General features: G+C 70.3%; 22 protein-coding genes. 11 read left to right on the forward strand and 11 right to left on the reverse strand.

What is annotated here, in order from left to right:
- The first annotated feature begins 69 nt into the window (after nt 1–69).
- Complete coding sequence (locus tag D2L64_RS19585; RefSeq protein WP_119578650.1) at nt 70–1,311, forward strand: ATP-binding protein; 1,242 nt, start codon at nt 70–72, stop codon at nt 1,309–1,311.
- Nucleotides 1,312–1,512: 201 nt separating this feature from the next.
- Here D2L64_RS19585 and D2L64_RS19590 read toward each other — a convergent pair whose 3' ends face one another.
- Nucleotides 1,513–2,058, reverse strand: a complete 546-nt coding sequence (locus D2L64_RS19590) for a GNAT family N-acetyltransferase (protein ID WP_119578652.1) — start codon at nt 2,056–2,058, stop codon at nt 1,513–1,515.
- A 132-nt stretch (nt 2,059–2,190) separates the two neighbouring features.
- On the opposite strand from D2L64_RS19590, the gene D2L64_RS19595 reads away from it, so the two are divergent.
- Both D2L64_RS19595 and D2L64_RS19600 read left to right on the forward strand, forming a co-directional pair.
- Complete coding sequence (locus D2L64_RS19595; protein ID WP_119578654.1) at nt 2,191–2,736, forward strand: DoxX family protein; 546 nt, start codon at nt 2,191–2,193, stop codon at nt 2,734–2,736.
- A gap of 204 nt (nt 2,737–2,940) precedes the next feature.
- The gene (locus D2L64_RS19600; RefSeq protein WP_119578656.1) at nt 2,941–4,383 is read left to right on the forward strand and encodes a glycosyltransferase 87 family protein; all 1,443 of its coding nucleotides are present in this window, start codon (nt 2,941–2,943) and stop codon (nt 4,381–4,383) included.
- Between the two features lie 3 nt (nt 4,384–4,386).
- Here D2L64_RS19600 and D2L64_RS19605 read toward each other — a convergent pair whose 3' ends face one another.
- The 5 genes from D2L64_RS19605 to D2L64_RS19625 all read right to left on the reverse strand — a co-directional run bounded on the left by D2L64_RS19605 (nt 4,387) and on the right by D2L64_RS19625 (nt 10,351).
- Nucleotides 4,387–4,806 (reverse strand): molybdenum cofactor biosynthesis protein MoaE, encoded by a 420-nt coding sequence (locus tag D2L64_RS19605; RefSeq protein WP_119578658.1) that lies wholly within the window; start codon nt 4,804–4,806, stop codon nt 4,387–4,389.
- Nucleotides 4,800–6,059, reverse strand: a complete 1,260-nt coding sequence (locus D2L64_RS19610) for a molybdopterin molybdotransferase MoeA (RefSeq protein WP_233559044.1) — start codon at nt 6,057–6,059, stop codon at nt 4,800–4,802. The genes D2L64_RS19605 and D2L64_RS19610 overlap by 7 nt, the downstream gene beginning before the upstream one ends.
- Nucleotides 6,060–6,080: 21 nt before the next feature.
- Nucleotides 6,081–6,551, reverse strand: a complete 471-nt coding sequence (locus D2L64_RS19615; RefSeq protein ID WP_119578731.1) for a MogA/MoaB family molybdenum cofactor biosynthesis protein — start codon at nt 6,549–6,551, stop codon at nt 6,081–6,083.
- Nucleotides 6,548–7,039: a cyclic pyranopterin monophosphate synthase MoaC gene (moaC, locus tag D2L64_RS19620; RefSeq protein ID WP_119578660.1), complete on the reverse strand. Its 492-nt coding sequence runs from the start codon at nt 7,037–7,039 to the stop codon at nt 6,548–6,550. The genes D2L64_RS19615 and moaC overlap by 4 nt, the downstream gene beginning before the upstream one ends.
- A gap of 282 nt (nt 7,040–7,321) precedes the next feature.
- Nucleotides 7,322–10,351 (reverse strand): AfsR/SARP family transcriptional regulator, encoded by a 3,030-nt coding sequence (locus tag D2L64_RS19625; RefSeq protein ID WP_158603517.1) that lies wholly within the window; start codon nt 10,349–10,351, stop codon nt 7,322–7,324.
- A 441-nt stretch (nt 10,352–10,792) separates the two neighbouring features.
- Here D2L64_RS19625 and D2L64_RS19630 point away from each other — a divergent pair, with 441 nt between their 5' ends.
- From D2L64_RS19630 to D2L64_RS27320, 5 genes are all read left to right on the forward strand, one after another.
- Nucleotides 10,793–13,297, forward strand: a complete 2,505-nt coding sequence (locus D2L64_RS19630; protein WP_119578664.1) for a putative bifunctional diguanylate cyclase/phosphodiesterase — start codon at nt 10,793–10,795, stop codon at nt 13,295–13,297.
- A gap of 13 nt (nt 13,298–13,310) precedes the next feature.
- Nucleotides 13,311–14,636 (forward strand): glycosyltransferase family 87 protein, encoded by a 1,326-nt coding sequence (locus D2L64_RS19635; protein ID WP_119578732.1) that lies wholly within the window; start codon nt 13,311–13,313, stop codon nt 14,634–14,636.
- The gene (locus tag D2L64_RS19640) at nt 14,633–15,265 is read left to right on the forward strand and encodes a phosphoribosyltransferase (protein WP_119578666.1); all 633 of its coding nucleotides are present in this window, start codon (nt 14,633–14,635) and stop codon (nt 15,263–15,265) included. The genes D2L64_RS19635 and D2L64_RS19640 overlap by 4 nt, the downstream gene beginning before the upstream one ends.
- A gap of 22 nt (nt 15,266–15,287) precedes the next feature.
- The gene (locus tag D2L64_RS19645) at nt 15,288–15,650 is read left to right on the forward strand and encodes a TFIIB-type zinc ribbon-containing protein (RefSeq protein WP_119578668.1); all 363 of its coding nucleotides are present in this window, start codon (nt 15,288–15,290) and stop codon (nt 15,648–15,650) included.
- A 184-nt stretch (nt 15,651–15,834) separates the two neighbouring features.
- Nucleotides 15,835–15,987, forward strand: a complete 153-nt coding sequence (locus D2L64_RS27320) for a hypothetical protein (protein WP_158603518.1) — start codon at nt 15,835–15,837, stop codon at nt 15,985–15,987.
- 192 nt (nt 15,988–16,179) lie between these two features.
- Here D2L64_RS27320 and dnaB read toward each other — a convergent pair whose 3' ends face one another.
- A complete protein-coding gene (dnaB, locus tag D2L64_RS19650) occupies nt 16,180–17,571 on the reverse strand; it encodes a replicative DNA helicase (protein WP_119578733.1) in 1,392 nt (463 codons plus the stop codon).
- Nucleotides 17,572–19,174: 1,603 nt separating this feature from the next.
- Between dnaB and D2L64_RS27965 the strand changes: the two genes are divergently transcribed.
- The gene (locus tag D2L64_RS27965; protein WP_233559045.1) at nt 19,175–19,630 is read left to right on the forward strand and encodes a hypothetical protein; all 456 of its coding nucleotides are present in this window, start codon (nt 19,175–19,177) and stop codon (nt 19,628–19,630) included.
- Nucleotides 19,631–19,700: 70 nt separating this feature from the next.
- Here D2L64_RS27965 and rplI read toward each other — a convergent pair whose 3' ends face one another.
- The 4 genes from rplI to rpsF form a co-directional block, all read right to left on the reverse strand.
- Nucleotides 19,701–20,147 (reverse strand): 50S ribosomal protein L9, encoded by a 447-nt coding sequence (gene rplI, locus D2L64_RS19660; protein ID WP_119578672.1) that lies wholly within the window; start codon nt 20,145–20,147, stop codon nt 19,701–19,703.
- Nucleotides 20,148–20,161: 14 nt separating this feature from the next.
- On the reverse strand, nt 20,162–20,401 hold the full coding sequence (gene rpsR, locus D2L64_RS19665) for a 30S ribosomal protein S18 (protein WP_007073789.1): 240 nt from the start codon (nt 20,399–20,401) through the stop codon (nt 20,162–20,164).
- 41 nt (nt 20,402–20,442) lie between these two features.
- Nucleotides 20,443–20,973: a single-stranded DNA-binding protein gene (locus D2L64_RS19670; RefSeq protein WP_199714640.1), complete on the reverse strand. Its 531-nt coding sequence runs from the start codon at nt 20,971–20,973 to the stop codon at nt 20,443–20,445.
- Between the two features lie 78 nt (nt 20,974–21,051).
- Nucleotides 21,052–21,342 (reverse strand): 30S ribosomal protein S6, encoded by a 291-nt coding sequence (gene rpsF / locus D2L64_RS19675; protein WP_092381323.1) that lies wholly within the window; start codon nt 21,340–21,342, stop codon nt 21,052–21,054.
- Nucleotides 21,343–21,984: 642 nt separating this feature from the next.
- Here rpsF and D2L64_RS19680 point away from each other — a divergent pair.
- Nucleotides 21,985–22,776: a deoxyribonuclease IV gene (locus D2L64_RS19680; RefSeq protein ID WP_119578674.1), complete on the forward strand. Its 792-nt coding sequence runs from the start codon at nt 21,985–21,987 to the stop codon at nt 22,774–22,776.
- On the forward strand, nt 22,773–25,124 hold the full coding sequence (locus tag D2L64_RS19685) for a hypothetical protein (RefSeq protein ID WP_233559046.1): 2,352 nt from the start codon (nt 22,773–22,775) through the stop codon (nt 25,122–25,124). The genes D2L64_RS19680 and D2L64_RS19685 overlap by 4 nt, the downstream gene beginning before the upstream one ends.
- The last annotated feature ends 12 nt before the right edge of the window (nt 25,125–25,136 follow it).

The following is a 25,136-nucleotide window of genomic DNA, read 5'->3' on the forward strand; positions in this document are numbered from 1 at the left end:
GCAACACGCCGGTAGCCCCGTCTACGCATGTCTAGCCTCCCGGCTAGATGGCCCGATACTGTGCGATTCGTGGATCCGGTCCGCAACCCGTACGCCCCGGGCGCCGGTCAGCGCCCGCCCGAACTCGCCGGGCGGGGGCGAGAGCTGGACGTCTTCGACATCGTGCTGGAACGGATCGCCCGGGGCCGCCCGGAGCGTAGCCTGATGCTCACCGGCCTGCGCGGCGTCGGCAAAACCGTGCTGCTCAACACCCTCCGGTCGCAGGCCATCAACCGGCTCTGGGGCAGCGGCAAGATCGAGGCACGGCCGGACCAGTCGCTACGCCGTCCGATCGCCGCGGCCCTGCACATGGCGATCCGGGAACTCGCGCCGCGACACCGGGCACCGGAGCGGATCGACGCCTTCCTCGGGGTGCTCAAGGCCTTCGCCCAACGGGGTGCCCCGACCGGGCGCGGCGGTGCGGCACCCAAGTTACGCGACCGGTGGCAGCCGGGCATCGACGTGCCGGCGGCCAGTGGGCGCGCCGACTCCGGCGACATCGAGATCGACCTGGTGGAGCTGCTCACCGACGCCGCCTCGGTCGCCAGCGACGTCGGCACCGGCGTCGCCGTCTTCATCGACGAGATGCAGGACCTCGGGCCGGAGGACATCTCCGCGCTCTGCGCCGCCTGCCACGAACTCTCCCAACTCGGCGCGCCGCTGATCGTGGTCGGCGCCGGCCTACCGCACCTGCCCGCGGTGCTCAGCGCGGCCAAGTCGTACTCGGAGCGGCTGTTCCGCTACCAACGCATCGACCGGCTCGACCGGATCGCCGCCGACCAGGCGCTCTGCGCGCCGGCTGAGCGGGAGGACGTGGAGTACGAGCCGAAGGCGCTCGACCTGCTCTACGAGAAGTCCGGCGGCTATCCCTACTTCGTCCAGGCGTACGGGAAGGCCACCTGGGACCACGCTCCCCGATCGCCGATCACCCCGGCCGACGTCCGGGTCGCCGCACCGGAGGCCGAGGCCGAGCTGGCCGTCGGCTTCTTCGGTTCCCGCTTCGAGCGGGCCACCCCGGCCGAGCGTGAGTACATGCGGGCGATGGCGACGCTATCCCTGGTCGAGGGGGTGGCCGACGGTGGTGGACGTGACGACATGGACGCCGCGGTGCCGACCGCGGAGATCGCCCGTGCGCTCGGCCGGAAGCCCGCCAGCCTCTCCCCGGCCCGGGACGCGCTGATCAAGAAGGGGTTGATCTACTCCGGGGAGCGCGGCACCGTCGCCTTCACCGTCCCGCACTTCGGTCGCTACCTGCGCACCCAGCCCGCCTGACTCAGCCGAGGTGGGGCAGCGACCTGCCGGCGGCATACCACGATTGCCATGGTTCGACGATGAATCGGCGCCGGCACCGTGGCCGCCGCGTCCGGCGGGCACTCCTCCTCAGGAGACTGATTTCAGGGTGAAATCAAAATTTCAGGGTGAAATCACGCCTTCCCACGAACCTGCCGCCGGCCAGGCCCGCCCCCGGCACGGTCAGACCTTGGACCAGGGGGGCGGAAAGAACACTTCGCCGCGCGGAACGGGCGGTTCGCCGCTGGTCGACGGGGGGAGCACCAGCGCCTGCCACGGCTCGCCCAACCCGGACCACGGGCTGGTCAGCCCCATCCGGTCGGCTCGGCTGAACCCGAAGCGCCGGTAGTACGCCGGGTCGCCGAGCACCACGACCAGACGCTCGCCGAGTTCGGTGGCCGCCTCCAGGGCGGCCTGCACGGTCGACACACCGAGGCCGATCCGCTGCCGGTGCGGCGCCACCGCCACCGGGCCGAGCGCCAACGCCGGAGCACTGCCCGCATCCGAGCCCACCGTCACCCGACTGAGCAGGGCGTAACCCGCGATTTCCCCGCCGTACTCGGCGACCATCGCCAGCTCCGGCAGCCAGGCATCGCTGCCGCGCAGCTCGTCGACGAGCCGCACCTCCGGCGGGGTGGTCACGTCCGGCCGGGCGAAGGCGGCGGCCAGCACCCGGCGGATCGCACCGGTGTCGGCCGGATCCTCGGGGCGTAGCCGCAGGGTCGTCACGCGGCGAGGTTACCCCCTGCGGCCCGTCCATCCGAGACGGTCGCTGGAATCGGTTCGCCCGGCTGCCACCCGATCGATCGAGATGGGCCGTTGCCGGGCATGGCGCCACCTGGGAAGGGGTATGACTGTTCCATGACGCCCGTACGGTCCCTCGCCCGCGCCATGTTGAGCGGCATCTTCGTGGTCAGCGGCGCCCGCAACTTCGTCAACCCCGACCGCCTGGTGCCCGCCGCCAAGCCGATCACCGATCGGGTGGCGCCGTTGCTCCAGCGGGTCGACCCACGGCTGCCGACCGACACCACAGCCCTGATCCGGGCCAACTCGGCGATCCAGGTCGGTGCCGGGCTGATGCTGGCCACCGGCCGGCTCGCCCGTCCGGCGGCGCTGGTCCTGGCCGGCACGCTGGTCCCGGTGACCCTCGCTGGGCATCCTTTCTGGCGTAACGACGATCCGGCCCAGCGGCAGAACAACCAGATCCACTTCCTGAAGAACCTCGGTCTCTTCGGAGGGTTGTTACTCGCTGCGACGGACACCGCGGGCAAGCCGGGACTACGCTGGCGAGCCGGGCACCGGATCGGCCACTCGCGACGGTCGGTGAGCCGTGCCGTGCGAACCGCCCGGCGGGAGGCCCGGATCGCCGTACGGTCGGCAACCACCGCCCGTCGACTCCCGGGCTGACCTGCTCCTCCTCACCCCCACCCCCCGCTAAAACCGCGAATCACCTGAACCGCCCGGTAGGCGTTAACGCGGTGGAAATGTCAAAAGATTGTGTGGGATCGGACACGGTCGCATAACGCGGGAGGCACTGACGTGAGGCGCCGTTCTAGGCTCCGTACCGGACCTGGACGGGTAGGACGACCTTGGTACGGGGGTGGCCGAGCCATGCCGGCGAGTGTCGGTAGAGGGCTGGACCGCCTCGCCGCAGTCCGTCGCGTAACGCGTGGGATCGATCGAAGGACAGTCGTACGGACCGGCATCGTCGCCGCCGTCGCCTACGCCGCATGGCTCGCCATCGGCGCATTCGGGCGACCGTACAACTTCTTCGACATGAAGATCTACCACGGCGCGGTGGTCTGGTGGGCGAGCGGTCACGAGCTCTACGAGTTCGTCGCACCCGACACCACCCTGGGCTTCACCTACCCGCCCTTCGCCGGCCTGGCCATGCTGCCCATGGCCCACCTCCCGGTGACGGCGGCCGGTCTGGTCAACGCGCTGGTCAGCATCGCCGCCCTGGCTGTGGTGCTGGCCGCGCTGCTGCGTCCGATCGTCGACCGGCTGGGCTGGCCACTGTGGTACACCGTGGGCATCGCCACGCCGCTCGCCGTCGCCATCGAGCCGGTGCGGGAAACCCTCGGCTACGGGCAGGTCAACCTGCTGCTCTTCGCCCTGATCATGGCCGACATGATCGCGCTGCGGTGGCGGTCACGCCGCGGCACCCACTACGCGGAGAACGACGGCCCGTTGCTGCGGTTCGTCTACGGCGGCGCCTGGGCCGGCGTGGGTATCGGCCTCGCCACGGCGGTCAAGCTGACCCCGGCCCTGTTCATCTTCTACCTGATGATCACTCGCCAGTGGCGGGTGGCGGCCACCGCCATCGGCACCACCATCGCCGTCACCATCGGCAGCTTCGGCGTCGTCGGCGCCGAGTCCCGCGCCTACTTCGGGCGGGTGCTGTGGCAGACCGAACGGGTCGGTGCCGCCGACATGACCCCCAACCAGTCGCTGGCCGGGCTGCTCGCCCGGCTCTACGACTCCATCGAGACGCCCGGCCTGCTCTGGCTCGCGTTCTCCGTACTGGTGCTGGCGCTCGGCCTGTCCCGAGCCGCCAACGCCCACGCCGAGGGCGACGAACTGACCGCCTTCACCCTGGTCGGCCTCACCGCCAACGTGATCAGCCCGATCTCCTGGACGCATCACCTGGTTTGGGTGATCCCGGCGATCATCGTGCTGGCCGACGCCGCGGTACGCCGCCGCGAGGCCAGCCGCGGCCTGGCCAGCCGTGCGCTTACCGGCCCGCACGGTGAACCACCAGGTGTCTCCACGCTGCGCCCACCGATCTGGTACCCGACGCTGACCGGTCTCCGGCACGGCGTCGCCGCGATCGTGCTCTACCTGCTCTTCCTGATCTCCCCGATCTGGCCGTACGAACACCAACTGCCGGAGGTCTCGCACTACGACGACGGTCTGTTCGGCGCGCTGATGGAGAACTCCCTGGTGCTCGCGCTGATCGTGCTGGTCGCCGCGCTGCCCTGGCGCCCCGGTGCCGAGCCGGCCTTCTTCACCGACCGGATGGCCCGCCACGCCATCCTGTACGGCCGCCGGTAGAGGTCAGGGGCAGTTGACCCATTCCTCGGTGCCGTCGGCGAAGACCTGACGCTTCCAGATCGGCAGCCGGGCCTTGACCTCGTCGACCAGCCGCGCGCAGGCCGCGAACGCGGCGGCCCGGTGCGCGGTGCTGACCGCCGCCACCAGTGCGGCATCGCCGATGGCGAGGGGACCGATCCGGTGCGACACGGCCACCGCGTACACGTCGGGGTCGGCGGCGATCTCGTCGGCCACCTCCCGCAGCACCCGCTCGGCGCTCGGATGGCCCTCGTACTCCAGGCTGATCACCGCACGTCCGTGGTCGTGGTCGCGGACCACCCCGGCGAACGAGACGACCGCACCGGCACGGCCGTCGGCGACCGCCGCCTCGTGCGCGGCGACGTCCAACGGCTGTTCCGTGACACCACCGACCATGATCACCATGTCCGCTCCCCGGGCAGCAACGGCAGAGGTACGACCGGCACCCGGTCGCCGGCCACACCCGACGTTCCGGGTCGGATGACGGCGAACCCGTCGGCGCCGGCAAGCCCGCGCAGCATCGCCGACCCGACGTGCCGCACCGGGTGGGCCGTCCCGGCCACCCGGTCGAGGCGGACCAGGGCGAGGTGGGTGTGGTCGCCCCGGCCGGCAATCGGCTCGGCGAGCGTGCTGTGCGGCAGCACCGGCAGCGGTCGACCGATCAGACCCGCCAGCAGCGGCGCGACGAGCGACACCAGGGCGACGATGGCGGACTGCGGATTGCCGGGCAGCCCGGCGACGTACCGGATCCGCCCGTCGGTTCCGACCAACCGGGCCAGCAACATCGGGAACCCCGGGCGCACCGCCACGGTGTTGACGACGTACTCCGCCCCCAACTCGGCCAGCGCGGGGTGCAGATGGTCGACCGGGCCGTGCATGGTGCCGCCGGTGGTGCAGACGAGGTCGGCGTGGGTCAACGCGGTCCGCAGCGCGTCCACGTGCGCGGCCAGGGTGTCGGCCACCGGGCCGACCACGTCGGCCGGAGCAACCTGACAGCCGTAACGGTGTAGCCACGCCGGCACCGCCGGGCCGAGCGCGTCGCGGACCCGCCCGTCGCCGGGCGGACCGGCGGTGAGCAGCTCGTCGCCGAAGACCAGCAGCGCGGCGCGCGGCTGCCGGCGTACCCGCAGGGTGTCGTGCCCGCAGGACGCCGCCAGGCCGATCAGGGCCGGGTCGACCGGGGTGCCGGCCGGGAGCAGTTCCTCACCGGCGGACGCCTCCTCCCCCGGATGCCGCCACTCCGGTGCGGGCCGCGGCACACCGTCGACCAACCCCCGCGAGGTACGCCTCGACTCCTCGACTCGCAGCACCGCCGACGTGCCCACCGGCACCATCGCCCCGGTCGCGATCTCGACGGTCGTACCGTCCTCGGTCAACGGGCCCGGTGCCGTACCGGCCAGCACCCGGCCGACGACCCGCCACGGGCCCGCGCCACGTACCGCCCAGCCGTCGACACTGGACGTCGGGAACGCCGGCAGATCGGTGCGGGGGGTGAGCGGTTCGGCGAGGGTGTGCCCGTCGGTCTCGGCGAGCGGGCGCTCGACGGCGGGCAGCGCACCCTCCCGACCGGCCGCGTACGCCCGGGATCGCGCATCCTCCCAATCGACCGGCGGCGACGCCTCGGCCCGGCCGGTGGTCGATGCGATTTCGGTTCTCACCGGACGAGCCTATCGGGTTCCCTAGTGGTCGCCACCGCGCAACTGGTCGACTGTGTGCGCCAGGATCGGCCCCAGCACCGCGAGGCCGTCGCGCGCTCCGCCGGTCGAGCCAGGCAGGTTCACCACCAGGGTCCGACCAACCACCCCGGCCACCCCCCGGGACAACACCGCGGTGGGAACCCTGTCCCGGCTGTACGCGCGGATCGCCTCGGCGATGCCGGGAATCTCGTAGTCGAGCAGGCCACGGGTCACCTCGGGGGTACGGTCGGTCGGGGTGACACCCGTCCCTCCGCTGGTCAACACCACGTCGACGGCATCCGCCACGGCCGCCCGCACGGCCTGCCCGACCGGCTCACCGTCGGGCACCACCACCGGCTCGTCCACCGCACAGCCCAACTCCCGCAGACCGGCCACGAGCAGCGGGCCGCTGGTGTCGGCGTAGACACCGGCGGCGGCCCGGTTGGACGCCACCACCACCCGGGCGCGGATCACGGCCGGTCCGTCGGGCGCTGCCACCGGCCGCTCTTGCCGCCCTCCTTGCGCAGTACCCGGACCGCGTCGACGCTGGCCGCCGGATCCACCGCCTTGACCATGTCGACCAGGGCCAGCCCGGCGACCGCGACCGCGGTCAGGGCCTCCATCTCGACCCCGGTGCGGTCGGCCGTACGGGCGGTGGCGGTGATCTCGACCGTGTCGACGGTCAGCGACAGGTCGACCGTGACGCCGTGCAGCGCGATCGGGTGGCACAGCGGAATCAGCTCGGGGGTGCGTTTCGCGCCCATGATCCCGGCCAGTCGACCGACCGCCAACGCGTCGCCCTTGGGCAGCCCGTCGCGGCGCAGCAACTCCACCACCTCTGCGGTGGTACGCAGCCGGCCGGCGGCGATCGCCGTACGGCCGGTGATCTCCTTGGCGGAGACGTCGACCATGCGCGCCGCACCGGACGGGTCGACGTGGGTTAGCTCGGCGGGTTGCGTCACGGACGCGAGCCTATCTTTCCGGCACGACGTTGCGGTGCCGGCAGGGGCGGCGCGCATCAGCCGCCCCTGCCGACACCAGACCGCCGCAGGTGGCTGGGGACACCTGAACGGCGGGGTCGCGTCGAGGTCCTGCGGATGGCGGGACCTCCCCCGTCGGCGAACAACCGCACGCTATCGACACCGTCGATAAGAAATCGATAAGCCGGATCCTCAGAAACTACGCGGTATGTCCGGTTCCATCGGGCGCGGATTCCAGGCAAGGTCAGATACGCGGCGGCGGACTCACTCTGCCGCGATTTCGGCCAGCCGACGCTCGACCTCGAACCGCTCCGGCACCCCCATCCGGCGGAAGATCGCCAATGCCCGCTCCCAATGCCGCCGCGCCGCTACCGGATCGGTGGCGAACAGGTGCTCGGCCAGTCCGGTCAGCGCCCGCCCCTGCTCGTACAGATGCGCGATCCGGGTCGCCACCCGCAGCGCCGCCCGGTGTAATTCGACAACCCGGCCCGGATCACCGGTACCGACCAGAGTGAACGCCAGGTCGTTCAACGCTGCCGCTTCCACATGCGGCTCACCCGATTCGACCGCCAACCGCCGGGCCGCCTCATGGTGGCGGACCGCCTCGTCGGTGCGCCCGAGACAGCGGAGCGCGATTCCGAGGTCGTTTCGGACCTCTGCCTCCGCGTACCGGTGGCCCGTACGCCTCCGCAGCGCCAGCGCGGCCCGCAACGCGCGGACCGCCGCCTCATGACGTCCGAGCCGGAACTTCGTCGTGCCGATGTGGCCAAGCGCGTTGAGCAGGTGAAACTGACTTCCGGCCTGGCGGGCCAGGTAGAGGTGCAGACGGTGCAGATGCAGCGCCTCGGCGTTACGGCCGACCATCGCCAGGGCTAACCCCACGTTCGGCAGGAGGGTGGATATCTCATGCCCCTGCTGCCCCCGCAGGCTCTCCAGCCCTACCCGCACCGCCTCCTCGGGGTCACCGCGAATCCAGTGCACAGCGACCAGGTTGACCCGATAGCCGTGGGCACCCATCACGTCACCGCGTTGCTCGGCGTTGATCACCGCAGCCCTGACGTGCTGCAACGCTGCCTCGAAGCTGCCCTTCCGCAGGTAGGCGGAGGCGACGTAGTTGTGCATCACGGCCATGGCGGCCTCGTCCTTCGCGGCCTGGGCCGCGGCGAGCCCGGCGAGGTGGGTCACGATTATGTCGTCGAAGTATCCGCGCACGTACAAGAACCGCCAGAGCACCCGAGCGAGGCGCCAGGCGTGATCGTGGCACGCCCATTCCCGGGCCCGCACCACGAGCGCCACCAGATTCGCCCGCTGGTCCTCGGCCCATTCCTCAGTCGGCGACGCGGCGACCACCAAGAGATCTGGCCGACGCGGAGAACCGATGGTTACGTACTTCCGAACCGATCCGGATTCAAGGTCGTCGGCGACCTGGAAGCAGAGATGCAGCATCACATCGGCCAGCTCGACAAATGCGCGCTCACGCTCCTGCGCGGAGTCCTGTTCACGAGACAACTCATCGGCAAACTGCCGAATCAGATCGTGCATCCGGTAGCGGCCCGGCTTCACCTCGTCAACCAGGTGACAGTCGACGAGTTCGGTGAGGGCCAGCCCAGCGTCGTCGGGTGCGAGACCGGACAGCGCGATGGCAGCCACCAGATCGAAGTGGTCGCCCGGATGCACACTGAACAGCCGGAACATCCGTCTGGCCGGCTCGTCGAGTGGTTCGTACGAGGCCGCGAACGCCCCCGTCACACTCCGGTCGCCCGACGTCAGGTGAACCAGTCGGCGGGCATTGCCCGCGAGCAGAGCCGCGAGGTCAGCCACCTGCCAGGTCGGTCGATGTGCGAGCCGGGAGCCGGCGAGCCGGATCGCCAGCGGTAGATAGCCGCACTGCTCCACCACGAGCGCCGCCGCCGTCGGCTCCGCCGCCACCCGCTCCGGTCCGGCCGAGGTTGCGAGCAGGGCAACTCCCTCTTCCACCGCCATCATGGGCAGCGACACTGGCGGGCCGACGTCCAGCCCGGTGATCCGCCGCCGGGATGTCACGATCACGACACTTCCCCTGCTGCGTGGGAGCAGCGGAAACACCTGCCCGGCACCGGCCGCGTTGTCAAGGACGATGATCAGCCGTCGGCTCGCCAGTTCCCCTTGCCAGCAGGAGAGGCGATCTTCCACCGCCGCCGGGATCCGGCCACCCGGCACACCGAGTTGCCGCAGCAGTGTGGCCAGAGCGGAGGTCAGGTCGACCTGTTCGACAGCGTTGTGTCCCTTGAGATCGATGAACAGCTGACCGTCCGGATAGTGGGTCGTCAATCGGGCGGCGACGTGCAGCGCCAATGACGTCTTACCACTGCCCGCCATACCGTCCACGAGGTGCACGGCGGGTGTGCCGCCGACAGCCCTCAACGTGGCGGACAGCAGTTGCTCGACAACCTTGCCCCGCCCCACGAAATCCGGCACCGCCGGGGGCATGGAGGGCGACTGGATTCCCTGATCAGGGTGCCCGACGGAGGTCGAGACGCCCGGCCGTGCGGCTCGGTCGGTGTGCGATCCCGGCCACTCGTGCTCGGTTATCCGCAGATACAGCTGTCGCAGTTCCGCACCGGGCTCGATGCCGAGTTGCTCGCGCAGGATGCGACGTGCCGCGTGATAGGCGGCGATCGCGCCGGCATGGTCGCCCCGCAGATGCAGGGCCCGGACAAGGAGCAGGTGAGCCCGTTCGCGGAGCGGCTGCGTGACCAGCAGGTTCCGTAGCACCGGCAGTGCGTCGTCGTAGTGGCCGAGCCGGATCTTCAACTCGACGAGCATCTCGGCCGCGAGCATCCGGTCCTCGATCAAGGCCGCCACCTGGGCCGAGAGCATCGATCCGAGCGGCACGCCGACGAGCGCCGGACCGCGCCAGCGTTCCAGAGCGCGGGACAACAGACGCGCCGCTCCAGCCTGGTCAGCGGCCACCAGCCGGCGCGCCTCCGCGACCTCCGACCGAAAGAGAAAGGCGTCGACGTCGGTCCGCGCCACGTCGAGGCGGTAGCCGTCTCGTGCGCGGGTCAACACCTCGCGCTCGGGAATCATTGCCTCAAGACCGCGCCGAAGGTTCGCGGCATAGGTACGTACATTCGGCACCGCCGACCGCGGTGGGTCGGTGGGCCACAGTTCGTCGACGAGTTGATCGACCGACACCAGCCCTGCGGGATTGCCGGCGAGCACGGCCAGTACGGTCTGCTGCTTGGGGGTCCCAAGGGTCAGCACCGCGGAGCCGTGGCGCACCGTGAGACCCCCGAGGACTTGAATCTGCACTGGCCCCTCAGACTGCATTCAAAGGATCACCGAGTGCAGCTTAGCCAGATCAGAACTGGTCAGCAGCCCCGCGGATCAGGCAATCCCGACCGAAGTGCTGATGAATCCAGCAAACTCGCTGGAGAGACTTGTTCGACCAGAATGCGCCGACGACCGAGGGGACCAGAAGACAACCGCAGCAGGCGACGGAATCGGACCCTCCGTCAGGAACGCGAGACGGAACGTGATAGACATTTGCCGTATTGGCCCATTCTGCGCAATACGACATCTATTAGCACCAACCGACCGTAAGCCCCTCTAGATTCGGCAACAGCAAGAGCCGAATACAGCTGGGGGTAACGAATGAACTCGCACGAATGGGCCTGATCCCCGCTTCTCGACGAGAAGCAGTCGCAGTACGCTTGCGGAGCGCAACCCCTCGGTGACGAATGGGGACCACGGTTGGCCTCGCAGGACCGACAGACCGGGACCGATCAGCGGCTACGGCCGCTAGTCGGTCTCGTCGTCGTTCTGGCCGGCATCTCCGGCGCCGTCTCCGTGGCCCATCTGCCCAACTACGGCGTCATCACGGCCACCCTCGTCTGGCCAGCACTGATCTCCTTGGTGACGCTCGCCTTCATCGTCAAGGTCCGCGTCCGGATCCGCTCCACCAACCACCACATCGCCTGGACCGAGACGGCGATCGTCGTCGGACTCGCCGTGGCACCCCCGCCCGTGGTAGTCCTCGCCACCGGCTTCGGAGTGGCGATAGCCACCACCCTGATCCGGCTGCCGCCGATCAAGCGGTTCTTCGGTATCGGCAAGAACATGCTGGTCGCCACCGCCGCCAGCGTCGTCCTGCACCTGTTCGAATGGCCGCCGGCGAACTCCGACATCACCAGCACCGTCGTGGCGTTGGCCGCCGCGTACCTCGCCGCCGTGCTGGTGGACGAACTCGTCACGCTGCCGATCATCGCGATGGCCACCGGCACCTCACTGGGAAAGCTGTTCCGCGAGGACTGGGACCTGCGACTCACCGCGGCCGTCACCCGCCTCATCGTCATCGTCGGCACAGTCCTGACGATCAGGACCGACGTCCGGATGCTCCTCGCCGTACCACCACTGGTACTCAGCCTCCACTTGCTCTACCTCACCCGAGTCCGCAACCGCACCGAACAGCAGGCCTGGCAGCGGCTCGCCCAGACCACCGACGCGCTCAACGTCGTCGAACTCGACCAGGTCCTCACCACCGCGGTCACCCAGGCCGCCGAACTGTTCTCCGCCGACGAGGTCGAGGTGCAACTCCACGACACCCCACGCCTCATCCGCGGCAACTCCGACGGCGTCAGCTACGACGGCCCTGCCGACCGGGCCCCCGCCGCGCTCGGAGCGGTCGTGCCCGCACCACTCGAAGGGCACGACAAATCCGTCGACGTGGGCGTACTGCGGCTGCGCTTCCGCGGCTCGGTGCAGCTCAACGAACGCGAGCGGTACACCCTGCACACCTTCGCCTCGGCGCTGTGCACGGCGGTCCGCAACGCCCAGGCGTACGCCGAACTCGCCCGGGTCGCCCAGGCCCACGCGCACGCCGCAGCCCACGACGCACTCACCGGGCTGGCCAACCGCCGCCAACTCCTCGACGAAGGTGCCGAACAGCTACACGAACGGCACGCCGACGGGATCACCGCACTCGTCCTGATCGACCTCAACCACTTCAAGGAGGTCAACGACACCCTCGGGCACGCCGCCGGAGACCAGATGCTGGTCCAGGTCGCCGAACGGCTACGCGCCACCGCCCGCACCGACGATCTCGTCGCCCGGCTCGGCGGCGACGAGTTCGCCGTACTCCTGCGCGCCCTGCCCGCCCCCGCGATGGCCGCGCACCGGGCCGAGACGCTACTGGCAGCCCTCCACGAACCCTTCGGCATCGACGGCATGCAGATCAGCATCGAAGCCAGCGGCGGCATCGCCGTCGCACCCACCACAGGCGGAATGGTCGAACTACTCCGCCGCGCGGACGTGGCCATGTACCAGGCCAAACGAGCCGGGCAGCGGGTCGCCACGTACGCACCCACCCGCGACACCGCCGACCTCGGCCGACTCACCCTCGGCGGCGAACTGCCCCGCGCGGTCGCCGACCACGAGTTCACCGTCAACTTCCAGCCCATCGTCGACCTCGGCACCGGCGAAGTGATCGCCGCCGAAGCACTCGCCCGATGGCACCATCCCACCCACGGCCTGATCGACCCGCTGCGCTTCCTGGAGGCGGTCGAACGCTCCGCCGTACTGCCCGCCTTCGCCGACGCGATCCTCGACCAGGCGCTGATCGCCGCCGGCACCTGGAGCGACGCCGGCTTCGACGTACCGGTCGCGGTGAACGTCTCACCACGCAGCCTGCTCGACGCCCGCTTCCCCGGCTCCGTACTGGCCCGGCTACGCGCCCACGACCTGCCCCCCGACCGGCTCGTACTCGAACTCACCGAGACCCTCACACTCAGCCAACTCGACGTGGTCGACCAGGTACTCACCCGACTGCGTGACTCCGGCGTACGACTCGCCCTGGACGACTTCGGTACCGGCTACTCCTCGCTGTCCCTGCTCTCCCGGATCCCGGTGCACCAGCTGAAGATCGACCGCAGCTTCGTCACCGCCATGGAGACCTCCACCGAGGCCGCCGCGATCGTCCGCTCCACCCTCGACCTCGGCCGCAGCCTAGACCTGGCGGTCATCGCCGAAGGAGTGGAACGGGAACCGCAGCGCCGCGCCCTCTGGGAACTCGGCTGCGTCGCCGGCCAAGGCCACCTCTTCGCCCGACCGCTGGCCGCCGGGGCACTGCTCGCCGCCCTGAACCGCGGCGCGGGTGGCCGGCCCGGCCACCTCGCCGCCGCACTGCACGACACCGGCGCGGTGGTCCGACTACCACCCGGGCGCCGACAGGGGGGCCGAGGCCGTCACCAGCCGGCCTGACACACTGACCCAGGTGACCAACGCCACCACGACCGTACCGCGCCCCGGCTGGTGGCACCGGCTCGACACCGCTGGCGGCGGACTCCCGCTCGACCTCGGCCTCTACGCCACCTCAGCCGCCTTCGCCGCGATCACCGCCGGCACCTCCACCCTCCCACCCCACCGGCACTGGGGCGGCATCGCCGCACTCGGTTACCTCGCCGCCGCACTCGCCGTCACCGGTCAACTGCTGGCCCGACGACACCGACCCGACACCCTCCTCGCCGCGACACCGGCGCGCTGGCTGGTCGCCACCCTCGCCTGGGCTGGCGCCGCACTACTACCCCTGAGCTGGCAGAGCGCGCAACGAGCAGCCGGACGCGGCGACCGCGCCCAGGAAGAGGTGCTGGTCGTCGAGGAATCCGGACGCCGTCTGTTGGAAACGGGCACGCCGTACCTCGGCCCCGACGCGATCGCCGCCCTCCCTGCGGAGCACCAACTACTCGGCTACACCCCGTACCAGCCGGGCATGGCGCTGTTCGGACTGCCCCGCGCCATCTCCGACGGATGGTGGACCGACGCCCGGATCTGGTTCGCCATCTGCACCGCACTGATCCTCGCCCTCGCCGTGCAGGCCCTCCGCCGAGCGGCAGCTGGCAGCCACGGATCCCGCCACGACGCGATCCTGCTCCGCGCCGTACAGGCCGCCACCGTACTGCCGGTCTGCGCCCTGACCCTGGCCACCGGCGGCGACGACCTGCCCGTACTCGCGCTCTGCCTGCTGGCCCTCGCCCTCGCCGCCACCGCACGCCCCGGCTCGGCCGGCATCGCCGTCGGCCTGGCCGGCGCCCTCAAACTGTTCGCCTGGCCGGTCGCCGCGGTACTGGTCATCTGGGCCCTCACCAGACGCGCCGGCCTGCGGCTCGCCGCCGGAGCGTTCGGGCTACCCGCCGCCGCGCTACTGCCCACCCTTCTGGTCGACCACCAGGCGCTCGTGGAGAACGTGCTGCGCTTCCCGCTCGGCCACGGCCGGGTCTCCAGCCCGGCACAGTCACCGTTCCCCGGCCATCTGATCGCGGCCAACCTGCCCGCTGGCCGGGCGGTCGCCGCCGCGCTGCTCATCGCGGCCGGTATGACGATCGCCGTCCGGCTCGCCCGCCGACCACCCCGGGCCGCTCACACCGCCAGCCTGATCTGCGGGTACGGGCTACTCGCCGCGATCCTGCTGATGCCCACGACCCGATTCGGCTACCTGCTCTACCCGATCGCGTTCCTGCTCTGGGTACCCGCGCTCGACCTCCCCCGGTTCGGGCAAGCAGCGGGCGAAGACCCCGCACAGGGCGTACACCTGAGGTCATGACCACCTACCGCGACCGCGCCGACGCCGGTCGGGCCCTCGCCGACCGGCTCACCGCCCTGACTGGCCAACCGGACGTCATCGTGCTCGGCCTGGTACGCGGCGGCGTCCCCGTCGCCCGGGTCGTCGCCGAACGCCTCGGCACGCCGCTGGACGTGCTCGTGGTCCGCAAGCTCGGCATGCCATGGGCCCCCGAAGTCGCCTTCGGCGCGCTCGGACCCGACGGCGTACGGGTGCTCAACGACACCGTCGCCAGCCAACTCGACCCCGCCGACATCGCCGAGGTGCAACGGCGGGAACAGGCGGAACTGGACCGAAGGGAACAGCTCTACCGGGCCGGACGGCCACCGCTGGACCTGACCGGCCGCCTCGCCGTGATCGTCGACGACGGCCTGGCCACCGGCGCGAGTGCCCGCGCCGCCGTACAGGTCGCCCGACACCTCGGCGCCCGCCGCGTCGTGATCGCCGTCCCGGTCGGCTCGGACGAAGCCTGCGAGATGCTCGCCGCCGAGGCCGACGAGGCGATCTGCGCCCAACGGCCGGCCACCTTCGGCGCGGTCGGGGCCTACTACGACGACTTCCACGAGATCTCCGACGACGAGGTCGCGGCGGCGCTCACCGCTACCGCATGACCCGACCAGGTACCTTCGGGTAATGAGCCTCACCTGTCCCAAGTGTCACGGAGATATGCGCCAGTACGAGCGCAGTGGCGTCGTCATCGACCAGTGCGGCGAGTGCCGGGGCATCTTCCTCGACCGCGGCGAGTTGGAGAAGCTGTTCGAGGCGGAGGCCAACTGGAGCGCGCAACAGGCCCCGCCCGCACCGCAGCCCACCCCGCCGGCCGGCTACCCACCGCCCGCGCCCGCGCCACACCAGCCGGGCTACGGCGCTGCCCCCCCGCCGCACGGCTACCCCGCGCCGGCACCGGCCTATGGCCACGCTCAGCAGCACTACGGCTACCACGGCCACTACCGGCGTAAGAAGCGCAAGAGCTTCCTCGACGACATGTTCGGCTGAGCCCGACCGAGCGCGGCGGGCGGGGTCGGTCTGAAGCCGTCCGGCTCCGGACCGACCCCGCCCGCCGACGGAGCCACTGCACCGATCTGTGGGACGCTGCCGAGATGGGGTCACCGGCTTTCGCGTATCGCGCTGGCAAACGCCTACGACGGCATCACCAACACGGTCGCCGACCTGGACGACCATGGCCTCCAGCGGACCCACCCTGGTCCACCACCTCGACCTGCTGCTCGACCTGCCCGGCGCGACACCACCCGGCACTGCCGCCACCCAGGTCGCGACGTCCACGATGGACGGGCTGATCAGCCCGGCGGCTTGCAGGTCGCGCACACCGTAAAATGCCGCTACTGGAGCCGAGGAAAGACCGCGGGGAGAATGCGAGCAGGAACTCCGCGCCGACGCAGGAGCCCTCGGATTGCCCGCCTGCCAACTCCACGCGAGACAGCGATTGCTGCCAAACTCTCGCCCTCAGCGGCACGGGCGACAACGTCCTCCCCCTAAGCTGGCGGCAGCCGGGAACCCATGCGACTCATACAATGGCCATGTCCACGAACCGCGACAGATGCAACTGAGCAGCGACCGTCACCGTGTCGGTCGGGCCATTCCGGTGCTTAGCGACAATGAAATCCGCCTCGCCAGCCCGCGGTGATTCTTTGTCATAGTAGTCATCACGGTGCAGCAGAATCACCACGTCCGCATCTTGCTCAATTGACCCAGATTCCCTCAAGTCGGACAATTGTGGTCGCTTGTCGGTGCGCTGCTCCGGGCCACGGTTCAGCTGACTGACCGCGATGACCGGGCACTCGACCTCCTTGGCCAGCAGCTTGAGGCCCCGCGACAGGTCGGCGACCTCCTGCTGGCGGCTCTCGGTGCGTTTCGGCGAGGTCATCAGCTGGAGATAGTCGACCACGATCAGCTTGAGGTCGTGCCGTTGCTTGAGTCGCCGGGCCTTGGCCCGGATCTCCATCAGGTTCATGCTCGGCGTGTCGTCCACGAAGAGCGGAGCTTCGCTGATCTCGCCCATGCACCGGGCGAGTTTGGTCCAGTCGTCGTCGGAGAGCTGCCCACTGCGAAGCACGTGCAGGGGTACGCGGGCCTCGGCCGAGAGCAACCGCATGACGATCTCGACCTTGCTCATTTCCAGCGAGAAGATGGCCGACGCCTGATTCGCCCGGATAGCGGCGTTGCGCGCGAAGTCCATACTTGCCGTGGACTTCCCCAGACCAGGGCGACCGGCAACAATGATCAATTGCCCGGCGTGCAACCCGTTGAGCAGGCGGTCCAGGTCGGTGAAGCCGGTGGGCACCCCGGTCATCACCCCGCCCTGCGCACCGACCGCCTCGATCTCGTCGAGGGTCGGCTGGAGCATGTCGGCGAGGACGGCGAAGTCCTCGCTCACCCGCCGCTCGGTCACGTCGTAGACGGCTTGCTGGGCCAGGTCGACGATGTCGTCTACGTCGCGGCTGCCGCCGCCGCCCGCGGTGCCGTAGCCCAGCTGGACGATCCTGGTGCCGGCCTCGACCAGCCGCCGCAGTACCGCCCGCTCGCTGACGATGCGGGCGTAGTAGGCCGCGTTCGCGGCGGTCGGCACGCTCGCGATCAGCGTGTGCAGGTAGGGCGCGCCGCCGATGCGGGCCAGGTCACCGGAGTCCGCCAGGGCCGCCGCCACGGTGATCGCGTCCGCCGGTTCACCGCGGCCGTAGATCTCCAGGACGATGTCGAAGATGGTGGCGTGCACCGGCCGGTAGAAGTCGTTGGTCTTGAGGATCTCGACGACGTCGGCGATGGCGTCCTTGGACAGCAACATGCCGCCGAGTACGCACTGCTCGGCGGCGACGTCCTGCGGCGGTGTCTTGTCGAACTGGCCGTCACGCGGGGGCGGCCCAGACGTTGACTCGCCTGGGAATCGCTCCGTCCGCATGTCGTCGGTGACCGACACCCGGCCCCCCTCCATTGCGTTGGGTCGGCCCCAGACGTCATCGCCTGGGTGCGACTTGTCGACCTGCCGCGTCGATCGGGGGCCATCGGACGGGCGGTCGGTGGCAACCATACGGAACCCGAGGTCAGCCACTCAACCGAAGCGGTGGACAAGCCTCGGGACAACCTGTGGACGCGAGTGGACAAGCATGTGCGCAGGCTGTGCACAGGGTGTGGATAACTGGTGGGGAATTCTCCGGGGCAGCGCGTTGACCTGCCCAGGTGCCGTCCCCAGGCTGTGGATTACAATTTTCCGGTAGGGCGGTGTCCCGATAGTCCCGTAGGATCGGTGGCCTACGGCTACACCTGGACAGCGGATTGCGCTTTCGGTTGAGAAGGGTCACGCTCCGGCCGTGAGTTACCGGGACTGGGGACGCGGGGAGGATGGCCCGCGCGAGCGACGGGCTGCCGCTTCGTGGGCCGATCCCGTCGAGGATCCCCCGGCCGATCGTTACGACTCCGCCGTGGAGCGCTACCGCACGCCGAGCCGGCGCCGTGCCATCGAGCGGGGCCAGGACGAACCGGCCGAGCCGTACCTGCCGCGGTGGGCGCTGGAGTCGGGCGTACGCAGCGTGGACGGCGGAGGGCGACATGCCGCACCCGATGACGATGCCGACGACCGGCAGCGTTACGGGGGTCGGCGTTCGGGCGGGGGCAGCGAGGGTCGGCGGTCCAGCGAGTCGAGTCGCCGTGACGCCGCATTCTCCACGTCCGAGCCGGATGCGGCGCACACCCGGGAGTGGACGTTCGACCGTCCACAGGAGGAGGGGTACGTCGGTAGCCGACGGGCGGCTGACGACGAGCCGGTTTCCGGGGTGACGCCGCAGAGCCGACCCCGCCGTGCGCAGTCGCGCCGCCGCCAGGTGACCTGGTCGGGCCTGGAGGACGAGGGTCAGGAGGCGGCCGGTCCCGAGCCGGCCGCGGAGCCGGTGACGCGTCGTCGGCGGGCGGCCGAGCCGACCCCCGGTCCTGCTGTCGATCCTTGGGAGCGGACGGCTGAGCCGTGGGAGCGGAGGTCCGAGCCGGAGAGCCCTCGCCCGGCGGTGGACCCCTGGGATGCCTCCGGACTGCACGCGTGGCAGCAGCCGGCCGACGGCGTTCGTGGTGCCGAGGCCAGGCCCGCCGACCCTTGGGATGCCGACAGCACGAGTCAGTGGTTGCAGTCGTCCGATACGGATCGATGGCTTGAGCCGGACCGGACGGGTCAGTGGCTTCAGCCTGACGACAGTACGGGCCCGGTGGCGCGGTACTCGGAGGCCGACCGGTCGGAGCGGTCGCGCGGCGACAGCCGGTGGGCCGCGGGCTCGGATCCGGACAGGTGGGATCGTACGGAGCCGCCGCGCTCGGGTGCCACGTCTGGCGCCGGGCAGTGGTCCTGGGCTGGGCGGGCCGAGCCGGAACCGGCGCGGGAGGAGTTCTGGCCGGGTACCCGGTTGGCCGGTGACGATCCCCGGTGGGTGGACGCGAACGCCGCTGCGCCGCGGTCGCCGGTGGTCGGTTACACCGCGCCCCGGCCGCGTACGGCGCCGCGGCGGCGTGCTGCCCCGGTGCCGGCAGCACGGCAGGTCGGCATCGCGTCGGTGCGGCGGCGGATCGAGGAGGTCAGTGGCGGGGGTTGGAACCGCAGGCTGGAAGACGACCTGCTGGATCCGGATCCGGGTGCGCCGTGGCTTCCCCTGCTCTACACGGCGGGCTGCTATCTCCTGCCCGCGGTGGTCATCTTCGTGTGGTTGTTGACGTTGGACGGTGCACCGCCCGCCGGTTGCGTGACCGACATCAGTGGCGGCGGTTGTGACTCGCCGCGGGCCCGGGCGTTCGGGGCGATGGTGGCCGGGATACCGCGGTTCGGGTTGGCGCTGGTGAGCAGCCTGGTGGTCGCGACGCTGCTGCGGCGGGTGGGTACGACCTGGAAGCCGACCACGGTGGCGCTCGCCGCGGCGGTGGTGGGCGGTGGCCTCTCCACCGTGTTGATCAGTGCGGTCACCGGTCAGCCCATCGGTTGACGAGGCACTCTCGACGTGACAGGGCCCGCACCGGTCGCCGGTGCGGGCCCTGTCACGGTTCGGCGGAGGCTCAGCTCTGCACGACGTTGAGGTTGAACGTGGCGGTCACCTCGGGGTGCAGCTTGATCCGCACAGGGTGCGAGCCGAGCGACTTGATGTGACCGGACACCTCCAGCCGGCGCCGGTCGAGCGCCGGCCCGCCGGCCGCCTTGACGGCGTCGACGATCTCGGCCGGGGTGACCGAGCCGAAGAGCCGTCCGCCGTCGCCGGCGCGGGCCTTGAGGCTCACCTTGAGGCCTTCGAGCTGGCCCTTCACCTCGTTGGCGTGGCCGAGGTCACGGATCTCACGGGCCGAGCGGGCCCGCTTGATGAGGGTGACCTGCTTCTCCGCGCCCTTGGTCCAGGCGATCGCGAAGCCCTGCGGAAGCAGGTAGTTACGGCCGTAGCCGTTCTTGACCTCGACGATGTCGCCCGGGGTACCGAGCCCGGACACTTCCTGAGTCAGGATGATCTTCATGTCGGCACCTCCTCTCAGCGGGCCGTCGCCGTGTACGGCAGGAGCGCCATCTCACGGGCGTTCTTGACCGCACGGGCGATCTGCCGCTGCTGCTGCGAGGTCACGCCGGTCACCCGCCGAGCGCGGATCTTGCCGCGGTCGGAGATGAACTTGCGCAGCAGCGCGGTGTCCTTGTAATCGATGTAGGTGATCCCGTCCTTGTCGAGCGGGTTCACCTTCTTCTTCGGCTTGCGCAGTGCCGCAGCCTTCGCCATTGCTCTTGCTCCTGGTTTACGATCACGGGCGCTCGGCGCCATTAGAACGGGGGCTCCTCATCGAAGTTGCCGCCACCCGAGCGTGCGGGTGCTGGTGCAGCCGAAGCCCAGGGGTCGTCGAAGTTGCCTCCACCGCCGCCCTGACCACCACCACCGCCGCCGCCGAAGCCGCCGCCGCTGCCACCGGAGCGGGACATCTTCTGCACCTTCGCCGTGGCGTAGCGCAGCGACGGGCCGATCTCGTCGACCTCCAGCTCGATGACGGTGCGCTTCTCACCCTCGCGGGTCTCGTAGGACCGCTGACGCAGCCGGCCCGACACGATCACGCGGGCGCCGCGCTGTAGCGACTCCGCCACGTGCTCGGCGGCCTGCCGCCAGACGGTGCACGAAAGGAACAGCGGCTCGCCGTCCTTCCACTCGCCGGACGCCTTGTCCATGAATCGGGGCGTCGAGGCGACCCGGAACTTGGCGACCGCCGCCCCCGAGGGAGTGAACCGCAACTCGGGGTCATCGGTTAGGTTGCCGATGACCGTGATGGTGGTGTCTCCTGCCATGACCATCTCCTCGCGCACTCATCCGATCTGCCGTACAGGTTCGCAGAACCCTCTGACAGCCGGGTGAGGCTGATCCGGGTGGGGCTGGGTGGATAGTTAGCGCATCTCCGGCCGGATGACCTTGGTACGCAGCACGGACTCGTTGAGCCGCAGCTGCCGGTCCAGCTCGGCCACCGCCTCCGGCGTCGCCTGGAGGTCGATGACGGCGTAGATGCCCTCGGACTTCTTGTTGATCTCGTACGCGAGGCGCCGGCGGCCCCACACGTCGGTCTTCTCCACCGAGCCACCCGCGGTCCTGATCACGTTCAGGTACGTGTCGAGCGACGGGGCGACGGTGCGCTCCTCGAGGCTGGAGTCGAGGATCACCATGATCTCGTAATGACGCAAGACGTGCTCACCTCCTGTGGGCTAAGCGGCCACGGTCCTTCCGTGGCAGGAGGTCGTGCGTCGTGGCCCGCCCCGAAGCGGGGGAACCCGACCGGGAGCGGACAACCGGACCAGGATACCCGGTCCGAACGATCACCATCACCGAGGTGACGGGCACAGCGAACCGGGGGTCCGTGCCGACGTCGCTGTCGGCACAGACCCCCGGTCACGGGACCGCGGGGCGCCTGGTCCGCATTCCTTGGGTGGGACCTGGGGAGGAACGACCACACCGATGAGGTTGGACCGGAGACGCCCCGCGGAGCTTTATCACGTTGTTACCTGACGTTATCGCGACTGCTGGCACTTGTCGGGCAAATACCAAAAATTACTGACAATCTTCTCTACCCGTCCTGCTGCCGCCGGACGCTGACTCCAGCCGGGGCCGCCACACCGACGACCAACACGTGGCGCGACCCGATTCTCGGAGCCGAACGACAACCGCCGGTGCAGAAACCGCCTGAAGGCACATCGACCGTTTGGATTGGCAGAGGACCGTCTGATGTGGCGGATCCATCGGATTCAACGACCTCCGACGGCCCCGGTGACGCGACCCGGACGGTGGGGTCGCTACGGCTGTCGGGGAGGCGACGTAGGCTCGCCTGCATGCGTATCGGAGCCCACGTCGATCCGACCGACCCGCTGGCGGAGGCGACCGCGCGAGCGGCCGACGCCGTACAGTTCTTCCTCGCCGACCCGCAGGGTTGGAAGGCTCCACAGCCCCGGGCGGACGTGGCGCAGCTGCGGGCGGCCGACGTCGACGTCTACGTGCACGCGCCGTACGTCATCAACGTCGCCACCGGCAACAACCGAATCCGGATACCCAGCCGCAAGCTGCTGCTCGCCCACGCGAAGGCGGCCTCGGCGATCGGGGCCAAGGGACTGGTGGTGCACGGCGGCCACGTCAACACCGGTGACGACCCCGCCGCCGGATTCGACAACTGGCGCAAGGCCCTCGCGTACGCACAGGAGTCGGGGGGCTTCGAGCTGCCCGTGCTGATCGAGAACACCGCTGGCGGCGACAACGCCTGCGCGCGTCGACTCGACGCGCTCGCTCGGCTGTGGGACACCGTCGGTGACTACCAGGTCGGCTTCTGCCTGGACACCTGCCACGCCCACGCCGGCGGCGAGGAACTCCTCGGCCTGGTCGACCGGGTGAAGGCGATCACCGGACGGATCGACCTGGTCCACGCCAACAACTCCAAGGACGGCTTCGGCTCCGGCCGCGACCGCCACGACAACCTGCGCGGCGGAACGATCGACCCGGAACTGCTGGTGGCGGTCATCCGGGCGGCGGACGCCCCGGTGATCGTCGAGACGCCCGGCGGCACCGACGGACAGCGCGGCGACATCGCCTTCCTGCGTACGCAACTCGACGCGAAGACGCCGGCACGATGACGACGGAACAGTCCGCCTCCGGTGGCGCCCGGCCGCCCGGCCGCGACACGTCGCCCACCGGGCAGGCGGCCAGCGGCGCCCGGCCCCACGGCGATCCGGGACCCGCCGAACACGCGCCCGAGTCGTCGACCACGGCGGCTGCCCCGGCCTCGTCTCCTGCCCCCGCCGCCGCGGGGGATCCCGCGACCCCGGCCGAAGGCAGCACGGACCACGGCAGCACGGACCACGGCAGCACGGATAAAGGCAGCACGGACCACGGCGGCCCGGACAAGCCAACCGGCAAGGGCTACCCAACTGACGCTGAAGGCCAGCCCAGCCTGCCGTACGGCGCTCCTCCGGAGGCTGGCCAGCCGGGCATCGACTCCGCAGCCGCAAACGCGAGTAAGCCGGACACCAAGGACGGCACCGCCACCGGCAGTGACGCCGCATCCGGGGACAGCAGGACCGGGGACAGCAGAACCGAGGACGGCAAGACCGAGGACAGCAAGACCGAGGACAGCAAGACCGAGGACAGCAAGACCGAGGACAGCAAGACCGAGGACAGCAAAGAACCGACGGGTGGCGACGGCGAGGGCAAGGACCGGTGGGCGGCGTTCGGGCCGGCGCCGGAGTCGGCGCCGAAGTGGTACGGCAGGCTGGCCCGCAGGTCCGGCCGGCTCCTGATCCACGAGTGGACCCTGGCCGCCCTCGGTTCGCTCGCATTGGCCGTGCTGATGACCTGGCCGACGCTGCGCTACCCCCGGCACACGTTGCCGCAGGACTACTGGGATCCGAGCCTGCAGGCCTGGCAGATGGCCTGGTCCGGGCACATCCTGCGGACCGATCCCAGCCAGCTGTGGCACGCCAACGCGTTCTACCCGGAGCGGTGGAGCTTCGCCTTCTCCGACACCCTGCTCGGCTACGCGCCGGCGGGTCTGATCGGTAACGGCCCCGGTGACGCGCTGCTCCGCTACAACATCATGTTCGTGCTCGCACACGCGCTGGCCACCTTCGGTGCGTATGTGCTCGCCCGCCAACTCGGTGCGAGCCGCATCGGGTCGGCGGTGGCCGGGGTCAGCTACACCTACGCACCGTGGCTGCTGGCGCAGGCCGGGCACCTGCACGTGGTCTCCAACGGCGGCATCCCGCTGGCGCTGGCCATGCTCGCCCGTGGGCACGGCTGGTCGCTGCGGCACGGCTACCGGCCCGAGCGGCGCAGCGAAGGCTGGGTCTACGCCGGCTGGCTGGTGGCGGCTTGGCAGTTGAGTCTCGGCTTCGGCATCGGGCTGCCGTTCGCGTACGTCCTCGCCGGCACGGTGCTGGTGGCCACCCTCGTCTGGTACGCGAAGCGGATCTTCTGGCGGGTGAAGCGGCCCTTCGGCCAGCGCCTGTTCGCCGCCGACCTGGTCGGCGGGCTGATCTTCGCCGGTGTCGGTGTCCTGCTGGCCCTCCCCTACTTCACCGTCACGCAGCTGCACCCGCAGGCGGAGCGGACCATCGGCGACATCGCCGGGTTCTCACCTCCGCTCAGTGGTTTCGTCACGGCACCGGCCGAGTCCCGGATCTGGGGTGGACTGCACGAAGGGGCCCGCTCGATTCTGCCCTGGCATCCGGAGATGACCCTGCTACCCGGCTTCGCGCTCTACGCGCTGGCCGCCGGTGGCCTCTTCTTCTCCATCTGGACGGTCCGCCAACGCCTGTTCCTGCTCGCCGGGGTGCTGGTGGCGATGACCCTGTCGATGGGTACCCGGTTCTTCGGTGGTCACTTCACCTACGAGCCGCTCTTCGAGTTCCTGCCGGGTTGGAACGGCATCCGTACGCCGGGCCGGCTCATGCTCTGGGCCACCCTGCTGCTCGGGTTGCTCGCGGCCGGCGCAGTCAGCGCGTTCGCCGAGCGGGTCCGGGAGATCTCCGCCGAGCGGATCCCTTCGTGGCCGAGCCCGTGGCTGCGCCTGGCCACCCTGGTACCGCTGCTGCTGGTCGTCGCGGAGGGAACGAACACGACACCGCATCCGGTGGTGCCACCGCAGCCGGCCGCCATGCGGACGGTCGACGGTCCACTGCTGGTGCTGCCCAGCGGGCAGAACCGCGACCAGCCGGTGATGCTCTGGTCGACCACCCGGTTCCAGCAGGTCGTCAACGGTGGCAGTGGGTTCACGCCGCGCCAGTTGGCCGACGTTCGCCGGGTGACGATGACGTTCCCCGATCAGACCAGCGTCGACTACCTGCGCACCCTGGGTGTGCAGAACGTGCTGGTGATGCGCGACCAGATCGTCGGCACGCCGTGGGAGGTCAGCGTCGACGCTCCGTTGGACGGGTTGGGCATCACCCGTGAGGAGCTGGGTTCGGTCGTGGCGTTCCGCCTCTAGCGTCCGCCGAGG

The sequence above is a fragment of the Micromonospora radicis genome (assembly GCF_003583405.1).
GTDB lineage: Bacteria > Actinomycetota > Actinomycetes > Mycobacteriales > Micromonosporaceae > Micromonospora > Micromonospora radicis.

What these genes read in the sequence shown, in the direction of transcription:
- D2L64_RS19595 (WP_119578654.1), top strand. Translation starts at nt 2,191, where the DNA reads ATGACGCCCGTACGGTCCCTCGCCCGCGCCATGTTGAGCGGCATCTTC.
- D2L64_RS19600 (WP_119578656.1), top strand. Translation starts at nt 2,941, where the DNA reads ATGCCGGCGAGTGTCGGTAGAGGGCTGGACCGCCTCGCCGCAGTCCGT.
- D2L64_RS19605 (WP_119578658.1), bottom strand. Translation starts at nt 4,806, where the DNA reads ATGGTGATCATGGTCGGTGGTGTCACGGAACAGCCGTTGGACGTCGCC.
- D2L64_RS19640 (WP_119578666.1), top strand. Translation starts at nt 14,633, where the DNA reads ATGACCACCTACCGCGACCGCGCCGACGCCGGTCGGGCCCTCGCCGAC.
- D2L64_RS19645 (WP_119578668.1), top strand. Translation starts at nt 15,288, where the DNA reads ATGAGCCTCACCTGTCCCAAGTGTCACGGAGATATGCGCCAGTACGAG.
- D2L64_RS27320 (WP_158603518.1), top strand. Translation starts at nt 15,835, where the DNA reads ATGGCCTCCAGCGGACCCACCCTGGTCCACCACCTCGACCTGCTGCTC.
- dnaB (WP_119578733.1), bottom strand. Translation starts at nt 17,571, where the DNA reads ATGCGGACGGAGCGATTCCCAGGCGAGTCAACGTCTGGGCCGCCCCCG.
- rplI (WP_119578672.1), bottom strand. Translation starts at nt 20,147, where the DNA reads ATGAAGATCATCCTGACTCAGGAAGTGTCCGGGCTCGGTACCCCGGGC.
- rpsR (WP_007073789.1), bottom strand. Translation starts at nt 20,401, where the DNA reads ATGGCGAAGGCTGCGGCACTGCGCAAGCCGAAGAAGAAGGTGAACCCG.
- D2L64_RS19680 (WP_119578674.1), top strand. Translation starts at nt 21,985, where the DNA reads ATGCGTATCGGAGCCCACGTCGATCCGACCGACCCGCTGGCGGAGGCG.
- D2L64_RS19685 (WP_233559046.1), top strand. Translation starts at nt 22,773, where the DNA reads ATGACGACGGAACAGTCCGCCTCCGGTGGCGCCCGGCCGCCCGGCCGC.